Origin of the sequence: Billgrantia campisalis, from assembly GCF_022341425.1 — a bacterium.
GTDB classification, from domain to species: domain Bacteria; phylum Pseudomonadota; class Gammaproteobacteria; order Pseudomonadales; family Halomonadaceae; genus Halomonas; species Halomonas campisalis.
Genome location: NZ_JABFUC010000008.1, coordinates 83989 through 97847, shown reverse-complemented (window position 1 = coordinate 97847; position 13859 = coordinate 83989). Strand labels below are relative to the sequence as shown.

The 13859-nt window shown below is 67.5% G+C and carries 13 protein-coding genes; 6 read left to right on the top strand and 7 right to left on the bottom strand.

Annotated features, from left to right (window positions below):
- Positions 1-13: 13 nt before the first annotated feature.
- From ispC to rpsB, 7 genes are all read right to left on the bottom strand, one after another.
- Positions 14-1180, bottom strand: coding sequence for a 1-deoxy-D-xylulose-5-phosphate reductoisomerase (gene ispC / locus HOP52_RS11285; RefSeq protein ID WP_238977485.1), 1167 nt, complete (start codon positions 1178-1180; stop codon positions 14-16).
- Positions 1181-1230: 50 nt separating this feature from the next.
- Entirely contained in the window at positions 1231-2031 is an 801-nt protein-coding gene (locus HOP52_RS11280; protein WP_238977484.1) for a phosphatidate cytidylyltransferase, read from the bottom strand.
- Positions 2024-2800 (bottom strand): polyprenyl diphosphate synthase, encoded by a 777-nt coding sequence (gene uppS / locus HOP52_RS11275; protein ID WP_238977483.1) that lies wholly within the window; start codon positions 2798-2800, stop codon positions 2024-2026. Before uppS ends, HOP52_RS11280 begins: the two co-directional genes overlap by 8 nt.
- Before the next feature lie 81 nt (positions 2801-2881).
- Entirely contained in the window at positions 2882-3439 is a 558-nt protein-coding gene (frr, locus tag HOP52_RS11270; protein ID WP_238977482.1) for a ribosome recycling factor, read from the bottom strand.
- Between the two features lie 4 nt (positions 3440-3443).
- Positions 3444-4244, bottom strand: coding sequence for a UMP kinase (pyrH, locus tag HOP52_RS11265; RefSeq protein ID WP_238977481.1), 801 nt, complete (start codon positions 4242-4244; stop codon positions 3444-3446).
- 109 nt (positions 4245-4353) lie between these two features.
- On the bottom strand, positions 4354-5223 hold the full coding sequence (tsf, locus tag HOP52_RS11260) for a translation elongation factor Ts (protein ID WP_238977480.1): 870 nt from the start codon (positions 5221-5223) through the stop codon (positions 4354-4356).
- A gap of 171 nt (positions 5224-5394) precedes the next feature.
- Complete coding sequence (gene rpsB / locus HOP52_RS11255; RefSeq protein WP_238977479.1) at positions 5395-6135, bottom strand: 30S ribosomal protein S2; 741 nt, start codon at positions 6133-6135, stop codon at positions 5395-5397.
- A 310-nt stretch (positions 6136-6445) separates the two neighbouring features.
- Here rpsB and map point away from each other — a divergent pair, with 310 nt between their 5' ends.
- The 6 genes from map (at position 6446) to dapE (ending at position 13853) form a co-directional block, all read left to right on the top strand.
- On the top strand, positions 6446-7237 hold the full coding sequence (gene map / locus HOP52_RS11250; RefSeq protein ID WP_238977478.1) for a type I methionyl aminopeptidase: 792 nt from the start codon (positions 6446-6448) through the stop codon (positions 7235-7237).
- 1 nt (position 7238) lies between these two features.
- Positions 7239-9920, top strand: a complete 2682-nt coding sequence (locus HOP52_RS11245; protein WP_238977477.1) for a [protein-PII] uridylyltransferase — start codon at positions 7239-7241, stop codon at positions 9918-9920.
- A gap of 92 nt (positions 9921-10012) precedes the next feature.
- Positions 10013-11218, top strand: a complete 1206-nt coding sequence (gene dapC, locus HOP52_RS11240) for a succinyldiaminopimelate transaminase (RefSeq protein ID WP_238977476.1) — start codon at positions 10013-10015, stop codon at positions 11216-11218.
- Positions 11212-11559 (top strand): Spx/MgsR family RNA polymerase-binding regulatory protein, encoded by a 348-nt coding sequence (locus HOP52_RS11235; protein ID WP_238977475.1) that lies wholly within the window; start codon positions 11212-11214, stop codon positions 11557-11559. Before dapC ends, HOP52_RS11235 begins: the two co-directional genes overlap by 7 nt.
- A gap of 37 nt (positions 11560-11596) precedes the next feature.
- On the top strand, positions 11597-12622 hold the full coding sequence (dapD, locus tag HOP52_RS11230; RefSeq protein WP_238977474.1) for a 2,3,4,5-tetrahydropyridine-2,6-dicarboxylate N-succinyltransferase: 1026 nt from the start codon (positions 11597-11599) through the stop codon (positions 12620-12622).
- A gap of 61 nt (positions 12623-12683) precedes the next feature.
- On the top strand, positions 12684-13853 hold the full coding sequence (dapE, locus tag HOP52_RS11225) for a succinyl-diaminopimelate desuccinylase (RefSeq protein WP_238977473.1): 1170 nt from the start codon (positions 12684-12686) through the stop codon (positions 13851-13853).
- Positions 13854-13859: the final 6 nt, after the last annotated feature.

The window sequence follows — 13859 nt, the reverse complement described above, 5'->3', positions numbered from 1 at the left end:
GTTCGGCCGCCGTTCACTCTCGGCTCAGCCAGCGCCGGGCATCGCGCCGGGCCCGGACATCGAGCTCGAGTATCGACTCCAGGTCGTCGGCGGGCTCCACCGGCAGGGCCTCGCAGACCCTGGCCACCAGCTCGCCGATGCCGGTGAACCCCAGGCGCCCCTCGAGGAAAGCGTCCACCGCCACCTCGTTGGCCGCGTTGAGTACCGCCGGCGCCGTACCGCCGGCCGCCATGGCCTCGCGGGCCAGGCGCAGACAGGGAAAAGCGGTCTCGTCCGGCGCCTCGAAGTCCAGCCGCGCCACGGCAAACAGGTCGAGCGCCTCGACGCCGGCCTCGATCCGCTCCGGCCAGGCCAGCCCGTAGGCGATGGGGGTGCGCATGTCTGGGTTGCCCAGCTGAGCGATCACCGAGCCGTCGCTGTAGGCCGCCATGGAGTGGATCACGCTCTGCGGATGCACCACTACCTGCACCTGTTCGGGCCGGGCATCGAACAGCCAGCACGCCTCGATCAGCTCCAGTCCCTTGTTCATCAGGGTGGCACTATCCACTGAGATTTTTCGCCCCATGGACCAGTTGGGGTGGGCACAGGCCTGCTCGGGCGTGACCGCGGCCAGGTCGCCCAGCGTCCAGCCGCGAAAGGGGCCGCCGGAGGCAGTCAGCAGCAGTTGGGTGACCCCGTGGCGCGCCAATCCCCCGCGATGCTCGGGTGGTAGACACTGGTAGATGGCATTATGTTCGGAATCGATGGGCAGCAGCGTCGCCCCATGGCGCAGCACGGCGTCCATGAACAGGGCGCCGGACATCACCAGCGCCTCCTTGTTGGCCAGCAGTATCCGCTTGCCGGCGCGCACCGCGGCAAGCGTCGGCAGCAGCCCCGCGGCACCGACGATGGCCGCCATCACCACGTCGACCTCGGCGGCCTCGGCCACTTCGACCAGCGCCTCGCGGCCGGCACGCACTTCGGTGGTCAGGCCCGCCTCGCGAAGCTGGTCGCGCAGCCAGGCGGCATCCGCCTCGGCCGCCAGCACGGCCACCTCGGGACGATGGCGCCGGCACAGCGCCAGCAGCGAATCGCGGGAGCGATGCGCGGTCAGGGCGTGAACACGGTAGCGCTCGGGATGGCGAGCGATGACATCCAGGGTGCTGGTGCCGATGGAACCGGTGGCACCCAGCACGGTCACCGCCTGTCGCCCCCCGCGGCCATCGGCCTTGTCCGCCCTCCCGGTCTCCACTACAGCACCCCGAGGGAGAGCAGGGCAAACAGCGGCACGGCCGCGGTCAGGCTGTCGATGCGATCCAGCACCCCGCCATGCCCGGGCAGCAGGTTGCTGGAATCCTTGATGTCACGATAGCGCTTGAGCATGCTCTCGACCAGGTCACCGAGCACCGACACCAGGGTGACCGCTGCGGTCGCAATCACCAGTGCCAGGCCGCCGCCCAGGCCGAGCCCCTGCCAGGCGGCGAAGATCAGCGCCAGGCAGAAGGTGACCACCAGACCGCCGGCGACGCCCTCCCAGCTCTTGCCGGGACTGACCTTTGGGGCCAGCTTGCGCCTGCCGAAGGCGCGGCCGGCGAAATAGGCACCGATATCGGCCCCCCACACCAGCAGCAGCACGAACAGCAGCCAGACTGCCCCCGAGTCGCGCAGCACGTTGAACCCAACCCAGGCCGGCAGCAACACCCACAGGCCCATGGCCAGGCGACGCGTGGCCGACTGCCACTGCTCGCCCTTGTTCGGGTAGTGCACCACCCAGTAGAGATTGAGCAGCCAGCCCAGCGCACCCAGCCATAGCGGCCAGGCGGCCAGGACGGCGCCGCTCATCCACAGCATCAGCATGGCCATCCCCAGCACGGCCACCAGCATCAGGCGATTGTCGCGCCGGCGAATGCCCGCCAGGTTGGTCCACTCCCAGCCCGCCAGCAGCACGATGGCCGCGGTGAACAGGGCAAATGCGCCGCCGTGCAGGCCAAACAGGCCGGCCAGCATCAGCGGCGCCAGCCACGCCGCGGTGATGATCCGCTGTCTAAGCACCTTGCGCCTCAATCTGTTCGTCGGTCATGCCGAAACGGCGCTGCCGTCGGCGAAAGTCATCGATGGCGGCGTCGAACGCCTCGCCGTCGAAGTCGGGCCACAGCAGCGGCGTGAAGTAGAGCTCAGCATAGGCCATCTGCCACAGCAGGAAGTTGGAGAGTCGCTGCTCGCCGCTGGTGCGGATGCACAGGTCCACCGGCGCGTCTCCGGCCAGGCAGACCTCGCCATCCAGTGCCCGCTCATCGATCTCATCGGTCTCGAGTTCGCCGGCGGCCACCCGCTCGCCCAGTCGGCGCGCCGCCCGGGCGATGTCCCAGCGACCACCGTAGTTGGCGGCGATCACCAGGTGCATGCCGCCGTTATCCACCGTCAGCGCCTCGGCCCGCGCGATATGCTTCTGGATGGCGGAGGAAAAGGCGCGCTGGTCGCCGATGATCGACAGGCGAATATCGTGCTCGTGGAGTTTCTTGACCTCGCGCTTGAGCGCCATCAGGAAGAGCTCCATCAGCGCCCCCACCTCGGCTTCGGGGCGCTTCCAGTTCTCGCTGGAGAAGGCGAACAGGGTGAGGGTCTCGATGCCCCGCTCGGCGGCGCGCCGGATGACCGCGCGCACCGCCTCGACTCCGGCGCGGTGCCCGCGCACGCCAGAGAGCCCGCGTGCGCGGGCCCAGCGGTTGTTGCCATCCATGATAATGGCCACATGGCGTGGCAGGTCATCGCCGACAGTCGCCTGCGAATCCCCAAAGTCTGTAGACTGCGGTGACGTCATGATGTCTCGCGTTGCGATGGACCGGGTCGGGCAGCCGCCCGCCGTGATACCGCGCTTCGGCAGCTGCCGACCGGCGCATCCTCAGACCTGCATCAGGTCGCGCTCCTTGGCCTCGAGCAGCTTGTCGATCTCGCCGATGTACTTGTCGGTGAGCTTCTGGATGGCGTCCTCGGCCTGATGCTGCTCGTCCTCGGAGATCTCTTTCTCCTTGAGCAGCGCCTTGATGTCGCCGTTGGCGTCGCGGCGCACGTTGCGGATCGCCACGCGAGCGTGCTCGGCCTCGCTCCTGGCCTGCTTGATGTAGCCCTTGCGGGTCTCCTCGGTGAGCATCGGCATCGGCACCCGAATATTGGTACCGGCGGTCGAGGGGTTCAGGCCGAGATCCGAGGTCATGATCGCCTTCTCGATCTTGGGCACCATGCTCTGCTCCCAGGGCACCACGGACAGGGTCCGGGCATCCTCGGTGTTGATGTTCGCCACCTGGTTCAGGGGAACCTGGCTGCCATAGTACTCCACGGTCACCGAATCCAGGATGCTGGAGTGGGCGCGCCCGGTGCGGATCTTGTTGAAATTGCCGTGAAGGGCCTCGAGGCTCTTCTTCATGCGGCTTTCAGCATCTTTCTTGATGTCATCGATCACGGTATCAACCTCTGTCTATCAGCGTGCCTTCCTTGCCACCCACCACCAGGTTCAGCAGGGCGCCCGACTTGTTCATATTGAAGACGCGAACCGGCATGTCATGGTCCCGCACCAGGCAGATGGCGGTCAAATCCATGACCCCGAGCTTCTGGTTCAGGGCATCGTCATAGCTCAGCTGCTCGTACTTGACGGCATCGGCGTGCTTCACCGGGTCCTTGTCGTAGACCCCGTCGACCTTGGTGGCCTTGACCACCACGTCGGCGTCGATCTCGATGCCGCGCAGACAGGCCGCCGAATCGGTGGTGAAGAAGGGATTGCCGGTACCCGCGGAAAACAATACCACGTCTCCCGAGGTCAGGTAGCGGATGGCGGTACGTCGATCATAGTGTTCCACCACGCCGCTCATGGGGATGGCCGACATGACCCGCGAGCGGATGTTGGAGCGTTCCAGGGCGTCGCGCATGGCCAGGGCGTTCATCACCGTGGCCAGCATGCCCATATGGTCGCCGGTCACCCGGTCCATGCCGGCTTCGTGCAGCGCCGCGCCGCGGAACAGGTTACCGCCACCGACCACGATCCCCACCTGCACGCCGATCCCCACCAGCTGACCGATCTCCAGCGCCATGCGATCGAGCACCTTGGGGTCGATGCCGAACTCGGCTTCCCCGGTCAGCGCCTCACCGGAGAGCTTGAGCAGGATGCGCTTGTACTTCGATTTCTCGGAACGGGACTTCTCGGACCGGGGCTTCTCCCCGCTCGAGGCATCGGACTCAGTGTAGGCGTCGCGGTGGTCGGCACTGGACATGTCGGATCTCCTGGAGCACCAGCGGGATGGGGGGTAGCGGCCGAGCCGGCCGGATACAAGAAGGCGTGCGCTCGCGCGCACGCCATCCTCGAACATGGAACCTGTGACCTCAGCTACGGCCGGCCTGTTCCATCACTTCCTTGGCGAAGTCGACTTCTTCCTTCTCGATGCCTTCGCCCACCTCGAAGCGGGTGAAGCTCAGCACTTCGCCACCGGCGGCCTTGACGAATTCGGCCACGGTCTGGTTCGGATCCTTGACGAAGGGCTGCTCGGTCAGGCTGTTCTCGGCCAGGTACTTCTTCAGGCGGCCCTCGACCATCTTCTCGGCGATCTGCTCCGGCTTGCCGGCCATGTCGGGCTGGGCGAGGATGATCGCCTTTTCCTGGTCGAGCTGCTCCTGGGGCATGTCCTCGGGACGGGCCACGGCCGGGTTGATGGCGGCCACGTGCATGGCGACATCCTTGGCGACCTCGGCGTTGCCGCCCTGGATCACGGTCAGCACGCCGATGCGGCCGCCGTGGACGTATTCACCCACCAGCGCGCCCTCCGGCGCCTCGACCACGGCGCAGCGGCGCACGCTGATGTTCTCGCCGATCTTCTGCACCAGTTGCTCGCGGACGGTCTCGAGTTCGCCGGCCATCACCGCGGCCACGTCTTCGCTCTTGGCGGCGAAGAAGGCGTCGGCGATCTTGTCGGCGAAGGCCTTGAAGTTGTCGTCACGGGCGACGAAGTCGGTCTCGGAGTTGATCTCCACCACCACGCCGTAGCGGCCGTCTTCGGCCACACGCGTCACCACGGCGCCTTCGGCGGCGGTGCGGCCGGCCTTCTTGGCGGCCTTGAGACCGGAGCTCTTGCGCAGGTTCTCGATGGCGACGTCGATATCACCGCCGGCTTCGGTGAGTGCCTTCTTGCACTCCATCATGCCGAGCCCGGTACGCTCACGCAGTTCCTTGACCTGGGAGGCGCTGATCGCTGCCATGGTATTCACCTCTATGGTAGTTCGACCCGCAAAAGGGGGCGACCTGAAAAAACGGGACGCCAAACCCCTGGTTCGGCGAAATGCTGCCCCGCAACGGGCGGGGGCGTCGGCGGGCCGGCCGCTGGGTGCCGACCCGCCGGGCGCAGGCCATGCCTGCACGGACGCTCGTCGTTACTCGGCGGCGGCGCTGCTGCCTTCGTTCTCGGTGACTTCGACGAACTCGTCCGGACGACCTTCCTTGGCACGACCGCAGGCGTTGGCAATGGCCTGAACGTAGATCTGGATGGCGCGGATGGAGTCATCGTTGCCGGGGATCACGTAGTCGACGCCGTCCGGGTCGGAGTTGGTGTCCACCACGCCGATCACCGGGATGCCCAGCTTGTTGGCCTCGTTGATGGCGATGCGCTCGTGGTCGACGTCGATCACGAACAGCGCATCGGGCAGACCGCCCATCTCCTTGATACCGCCCACGGAGCGCTCGAGCTTCTCCTGCTCGCGGGTCGCCATCAGGACCTCTTTCTTGGTCAGCTTCTCGAAGGTGCCGTCTTCGTGCATGGCTTCGAGTTCGCGCAGACGCTTGATGGAGACGCGAATGGTCTTGTAGTTGGTCAGCATGCCGCCGAGCCAGCGGTGGTTGACGAACGGCTGACCGACGCGGTTGGCCTCTTCCTTGATGATCTTGCTGGCGCTGCGCTTGGTGCCAACGAACAGGATCTTGTTGTTGGCCGCCGCCATCTTCTCGACCACGTCGATCGCCTCGTTGAGGGCCGGCAGGGTGTGCTCGAGGTTGATGATGTGGATCTTGTTGCGGGCGCCGAAGATGAACTTGCTCATCTTCGGGTTCCAGTAACGGGTCTGGTGGCCGAAGTGAGCGCCTGCCTTGAGCAGGTCACGCATATTGACGTGTGCCATGGATGACTCCTGAAATATCGGGTTAGGCCTCCATGCACCCCATGGATCCGACCGCCGGGGAAGACCGCGGCAGCACCCGGGACCATGTGCCGGTGCATGTGTGTTTTCAAGGCTATAGTGTCGAAGCCGCGGTATGCGCTTCGCATGCCGCTCTCGCTGTTGCCGCGACTCGGCCGGGACAAGGGCCCTGACGGGGTCGACGATTGCAGGAAAGCGCGCGGCTTTATACCATAGATCGCCAGCGAGATGAAGTCGAACGCCGCCCGAACCGCCGCGCCCCGGGCGGCAAGCCCCTCTGAACCGAGATTACATGAACATTCCCATCAAGACGCCCGCCGAGATCGAGATGATGCGCGAAGCCGGCCGTCAGGCCGCCAGCGTGCTGGAGATGATTACCCCCCATGTGCAGGCCGGCGTGACCACCGGCGAGCTGGACCGGCTCTGCCACGACTATATCGTCGACGAACTGGGCTCCACTCCCGCGCCGCTCAACTACCACGGTTTCCCCAAATCGATCTGCACCTCGATCAACCACGTGGTCTGCCACGGCATTCCCGATGACGCCAAGAAGCTCAAGAAGGGCGACATCATGAACCTGGACGTCACGGTGAAGACCGCCGACGGCTATCACGGCGACTCCAGCGTGATGTTCATCGTTGGCGAGAGCATCCAGGGCGAGCGGCTCTGCCGCGTCACCCAGGAGTGCCTCTATCACAGCATCGCCCTGGTGCGCCCAGGCGTGCGCCTCTCGACGCTTGCCCGCGCGATCCAGAAGCACGCCGAGGCCAACGGCTACTCGGTGGTACGCGACTTCTGCGGCCACGGCATCGGCGCCAGCTTTCACGAGGACCCCCAGGTGCTGCACTACGACGGCTACGCCCCCGAGGCCGATGCCGTGCTCGAGGCCGGCATGTGCTTCACCATCGAGCCGATGATCAACGTGGGCGGCCACCAGACCAAGGTGCTGCGCGATGGCTGGACCGCGGTGACCCGCGACAAGAGCCTCTCCGCCCAGTGGGAGCACACCCTGCTGGTCACCGAGACAGGCGTCGAGGTGCTCACCGCCCGTGGCGAGGAAGACCTCGCCTTTCTCGACCGCTGACATGCTGCTTCACCACTATCGCTTCGCGCCCGACCCGACGCTGTTCGACGCCGAGACCTTTCGCACCGAACTGGCCGGCAGCCGCTCGCCCATCGCGCCCTTCAAGGCGGCGCTGGCCGAGATCCAGGCGAATCTCGACGAGCGCTTCCGCGCCGGCGCCGATATTCGCGACCTGGTCCACGGCCGCGCCTGGTGCCTCGACCAGCTGCTGGCCATCGCCTGGGCGCGTCACGCCTGGCCCGACGACGGGGTGGCGCTGCTTGCGGTGGGCGGCTACGGGCGCGGCGAGCTGCACCCCCACTCCGACGTCGACCTGCTGCTGCTGCTGGAAGACGATGACGATGCGCCCTACCGCGAACCGCTGACCGAGTTCATCACCTTCCTGTGGGACATCGGCCTGGATATCGGCCACAGCGTGCGCTCGCTGGCCGACTGCACGCGGGAGGCCGAAGCCGATATCACGGTGATCACCAATCTGCAGGAGTCGCGCACCCTGGCCGGCCCCGAGCGGCTGCGCGACGCCATGAAGGCGCGCATCGCCCCCGAGCGGCTGTGGCCCGCCGACCGCTTCTTCGAGGCCAAGTGGCAGGAGCAGATCGCCCGCCACCACCGCTTCAACAACTCCGAGTACCACCTCGAGCCCAACCTCAAGAGTTCGCCGGGCGGGCTGCGCGACATCCAGATGATCGGCTGGGTCGCCAAGCGCCACTTCGGCACCCAGCGCTACGAGGACATCGTCGCGGCCGGTTTCATGAACGACGCCGAGCTGCGCATCCTCAGCCAGGGCCAGGCCTTCCTGTGGCAGGTGCGCTACGCCCTGCACATGCTCACCGGCCGCGCCGAGGATCGCCTGCTGTTCGACCACCAGCGCACCATCGCCGAACTGTTCGGCTTTCACGACACCCCGGAGCGGCTGGCCGTCGAGCAGTTCATGAAGCGCTACTACCGGCATGTCACGGCCCTGGCGGGCCTCAACGACATGCTGCTGCAGCACTTCGACGAGGGCATCCTGCGCGCCGGCGAGGCACTCGAAACGGTGGCGCTGAATGAGCGCTTCGAGATCAAGGGCGGCTATATCCAGGCCCGCGCGCGCTCGGTGTTTCGCGATCACCCCTCGGCGCTGCTCGAGCTCTTCCTGCTGATGGCCGAGCACCCCGAGATCGAGGGGGTGCGCGCCGACACCATTCGCCTGATTCGCGACCATCGCCACCTGATGGATGATCTCTACCGCGACGACGCCCGCCACCAGCACCTGTTCATGGCCCTGCTTCGCTCCGGTGGCAACGTCGCCCGCCAGCTGCGGCGCATGAACCGCTACGGCGTGCTCGGCAAGTACCTGCCTGAGTTCGGCCAGGCAGTGGGCCTGATGCAGCACGACCTCTTCCACATCTACACCGTGGACGCCCATACTCTGCGCCTGCTGAAATTCATCCAGCGCTTCCGCGAACCCGAGGCCCGTGACGAGTTCCCGGTGGCGGCAGCCCTGATCCACCAGCTGCCCAAGCTGGAGCTGCTGTGGATCGCCGGGCTCTACCATGACATCGGCAAGGGCCGCGGCGGCGACCACTCGATCCTCGGCGCCCGGGACGTGGAGCGCTTCGCAGAGCGCCACGGCCTGACGCTACGCGACACCCGCCTGGTCAGCTGGCTGGTCGAGAACCACCTGCTGATGTCGATGGTGGCCCAGAAGCGCGACATCACCGACCCGGACGTGATCCGCGACTTCGCGCGCACCGTGCGTGACGAGACCCGGCTCGACTATCTCTACGTGCTCACGGTGGCCGACATCAACGCCACCAACCCCACCCTGTGGAACGGCTGGCGCGCCTCGCTGCTGCGCCAGCTCCACGCCGAGACCAAGCGCGCCCTGCGCCGCGGCCTGGAGAACCCGCCGGACCGCGACGACTGGGTGCGCGAGACCCGCACCGAGGCGCGCTCGCTGCTGGCCGCGGTGGGCGCCGACCTGACCAGGGTCGACCGCCTGTGGGAGTCCCTCGGCGAAGACTACTTCCTGCAGTACGCCCCCAGCGAGATCGTCTGGCAGACCCTGGGCATCCTCGCCCATGGCGGCTTTGACCTTCCGCTGATCCTGGTCAGCGCCCCCGCCGACGACATGAGCGACGGCGGTACCAAGGTGTTCATCCACACCCGCTCGGTGGACGATCTCTTCGCCGCCACCGCCGCCGCCATGGAACAACTGGGACTGTCGATCCACGACGCGCGCATCGCCACCTCGAGCAACGACTGGACGCTGAACACCTTTATCGTGCTGGACGCCCAGGGACAGTCGATTCGCGACGGCGAGCGCATCGAGGAGATCCGCCGCCACCTGGTGGAGGAGCTCGACGACCCCGACGACTACCCGCAGATCGTCACCCGCCACACACCGCGCCAGCTGCGCCACTTCCAGGTCCCCACCGAGGTGCTGATCGAGCAGGACCCCGCCAACGAGCGAACCGTGCTGGAGCTCACCGCCCCCGACCGCCCCGGCCTGCTGGCCCGGGTGGGCCGCATCTTCATGGAGCAGGACATCGCGCTGTCGGCGGCCAAGATCGCCACCCTGGGCGAGCGGGTCGAAGACGTCTTCTTCATCACCGACAAGGCCGGCGCCCCGCTCACCGACAAGGCGCGCCAACAGCGCCTGCGCGAGCGGCTGATCGAGGTGCTCAGCGTCGCCGGCTAGGTGGGTTTGAGGCCGGCCGGAGGCTTCCCTATAATCACCGGTCTGCCCGCACCCATGACAACGACGCCGCCCCGCGGCGCACCTGGACACCCATGAACCCGGATCTCGATGCCCTCAAGCCCTACCCCTTCGAGAAGCTCGCCGCGCTCAAGGCCGGCGTGACCCCTCCCGAAGGGCTGGCCCACGTGCCGCTGACCATCGGCGAACCGCAGCACGCCCCTTACCCTGCCGCGCTCGACGCCCTGGTCGCTCATCGACAGGCGTTCGCCCGCTACCCGGCCACCGCCGGCACGCCCGAGCTGCGCGAGGCGATCGCCGGCTGGGCCAGGCGCCGCTTCGGGCTCGCCGGCCTCGACCCCGAGCGCCAGGTGCTGCCGGTGAACGGCACCCGGGAGGCGATCTTCGCCTTCGTGCAGGCAGCGCTGGACCGCAGCCGCCCGGCGAAGGTGGCGGTGCCCAACCCCTTCTACCAGATCTACGAGGGGGCCACCCTGCTGGCCGGTGGAACGCCCCACTATCTGGACTGCACCGTCGAGAACGACTTTCGGCCCGATCTGGCCAGCGTGCCGGCAGAGGTCTGGCGCGACGTGCAGATCGTCTTTCTCTGCTCGCCGGGCAACCCCACCGGCGCGGTCACGCCGCTGGCCGAGTTCAGGACGCTGATCGAGCTGGCCGACGAGCACGACTTCCTGATCGCCTCGGACGAGTGCTACTCGGAGCTCTACCTGGACGAGGACGTCCCGCCCCCCGGGCTGCTGGAGGCCTGCGCCACCCTCGGCCGCCACGACTACCGGCGCTGCCTGGTGTTCCACTCGCTCTCCAAACGCTCCAACCTGCCGGGACTGCGCTCGGGGTTCGTCGCCGGCGACGCCGCGCTGATCGCCGCCTTCAAGCGCTATCGCACCTATCACGGCTGCGCCATGGCACTGCCGGTGCAGCACGCCTCGATCGCCGCCTGGAACGACGAAGTCCACGTGCACGCCAACCGCGACGCCTACCGCGAGACGTTCGCCGCCGTGACCGAGATCCTCGCACCGGTCATGGACTTCCCCACCCCCCGGGCAAGCTTCTACCTGTGGCCGGCGGTACCCGGCGGTGACGACGAGGCCTTCACCCGGGCGCTCTACGCCGAGGAGCATGTCAGCGTGCTGCCGGGCAGCTATATGGGTCGCCCAGGAGGCGACGGCCGCAACCCCGGCGCCGGCCGGGTGCGCCTGGCGCTGGTCGCCGACAAGGCGGCCACCGAGGAAGCGGCACGCCGCATTCGCCGTTTCATCGAAAGGAGCGCACCATGCTGACGCTGTACGCGATCAAGAGCTGCGACACCTGCCGCAAGGCGCGCAAGGTCCTGGACCACAAGGGCATCCCCTACAAGGTGCACGACCTTCGCGAGGACGGCCTCTCCGCGGCGCTGCTCGAGCATATCCTGCACCGTGTGCCGCTGATGAAGGTGCTCAACACGCGCAGCACCACCTGGCGCGAACTCCCCGAAGAGGACAAGCAGGATGTCGACGCCAACAAGGCTCGCCGACTGATACTCGCCAATCCGACCCTGCTCAAGCGCCCGCTGCTGGAGACCAACGAGGGCGAGATTCTCGTCGGCTATCGTGACGGCGACTACGACAAACTCCAGGGCTGAGCCGCGGCTCGCCCCCACCCTATCAAGAGGATATCCCATGCTGAGCTTTGCACTCGGAATCGGCACCCAGAACACCCAGGGCGACTGGCTGGAGATCTACTACCCGGCGCCGCTGCTCAATCCCGATGACAGCCTGGTCGAGGCCGCCGCCAAGGTGCTGGATGCCCCGGAGGGCAACGCCGCGGTAAGCTTTCTGCCCGAGCACTGCGCCGAGCTGGCCGCCGCCCTGCGCGAGGCCGGCCATCCCGACCAGGCCGAGCTGGCGGAAGCCTTCGCCGCCAGCCAGCGCCCGCTGGTGGCCATGTTCCTGACAAGCGACCTGCCGCCCCAGACGGCACCGGAGGTCTACCTCAAGCTGCACCTGCTCTCCCACCGCCTGGTCAAGCCCCACGACCTGGACCTGACCGGCATGTTCGGGCTGCTGCGCAATGTGGCCTGGACCAGCGAAGGCCCCATCGACATCGAGGAGCTACCGACCCGGCGCCTCAAGGCGCGCCTGGAGGGCCGCTCGATCTCGGTGGACTGCGTCGACAAGTTCCCCAAGATGACCGACTACGTGGTACCCGGCGGCGTGCGCATCGGCGACACCGCCCGGGTACGCCTGGGCGCCTACCTGGGCGAGGGCACCACGGTGATGCACGAAGGCTTCGTCAACTTCAACGCCGGCACCGAAGGGCCCGGCATGATCGAGGGCCGCATCTCCGCGGGGGTGATGGTGGGCAAGGGCTCCGACCTCGGCGGCGGCTGCTCCACCATGGGCACCCTCTCCGGTGGCGGCAATATCGTCATCAAGGTCGGCGAAGGCTGCTTGATCGGCGCCAACGCCGGCATCGGCATCCCCCTGGGCGACCGCTGCACCGTGGAGTCCGGACTCTATCTCACCGCTGGCGCCAAGGTCGCCCTGCTCGACGACCAGGGCCAGGAGGTCAAGACCGTGGCGGCCCGCGAGCTGGCCGGTCAGCACGACCTGCTGCTGCGCCGCAACTCACTCACCGGCCGCATCGAGTGCCTGACCAACAAGAGCGCCGTGGCGCTCAACGAAGCGCTGCATGCCAACCAGTGACCCTCACCCTCCTGCCCGCGGCGGCGCCCCTGGCGCCGCCCGGCAACTGCCGGAAGCCCGCATGTCCCAAGACGCCACCGACCTCTCTCCCACCCTCGAACTCGCCTGCGAGCTGATTCGCCGGCCCTCGGTGACCCCCGACGACCTCGGCTGTCAGGCGCTGATGATCGAGCGCCTCGAGCGCCTCGGCTTTCATGTCGAGCGCCTGCCGTTCGGCGACGTGGAGAACTTCTGGGCGACCCACGGCCACCACGGCCCGGTGCTGGCCTTCGCCGGCCACACCGACGTGGTGCCCAGCGGCCCCCACGTGCACTGGGACACGCCCCCCTTCGAACCGGTGATCGACGAAGAGGGCATGCTGCGCGGCCGCGGCGCCGCCGATATGAAGGGCAGCCTGGCGGCCATGATCACCGCGGTGGAGCGCTTCGTCACCGCCCATCCGGACCACCACGGCCGGATCGCCTTTCTGATCACCTCCGACGAGGAGGGCCCCGCCGTGGACGGCACCCGCGCCGTGGTCGAGCACCTGCGCGAGGCCCACGAGCGGCTGGATTACTGTGTCGTCGGCGAGCCCTCCTCCACCGAGGTGCTGGGCGACGTGATCAAGAACGGCCGGCGCGGCTCGCTGGGCGGCGTGCTGCACATCAAGGGCAAGCAGGGCCACGTGGCCTACCCGCACCTGGCGCGTAATCCCATTCATCAGGCCATGCCGGCCCTGGATGCGCTGGTGGGTGAGCACTGGGACGCGGGCAACACCTTCTTCCCCGCCACCAGCTTCCAGATCTCCAATATCCGCGCCGGCACCGGGGCCACCAACGTGATCCCCGGCGACGTGGAGGTGGTGTTCAACTTCCGCTTCTCCACCGAGGTGACCCACGAGCAGCTCAGGGCGCGTACCGCGGCGATCCTCGACGCCCACGGCCTCGAGTACCAGCTCGACTGGACGCTCAACGGCGAACCCTTCCTCACCGCCGAGGGCGAGCTGGTCGATGCCGCCCTCCACGGGGTCGAGGCGGTGCTGGGGCGTAAGCCGCAGCTCTCCACCAGCGGCGGCACCTCGGATGGCCGTTTCATCGCCACCCTGGGCAGCCAGGTGGTCGAGCTGGGCCCGCGCAACGCCACCATCCACCAGGTCAACGAGCGGGTGCGCGCCGCCGACCTCGACGATCTGAGCCGGATCTTCGAAGCGATCCTCGCCAAGCTGTTCATCAATGGCACCGCCCAGCCCTGAGAGAGC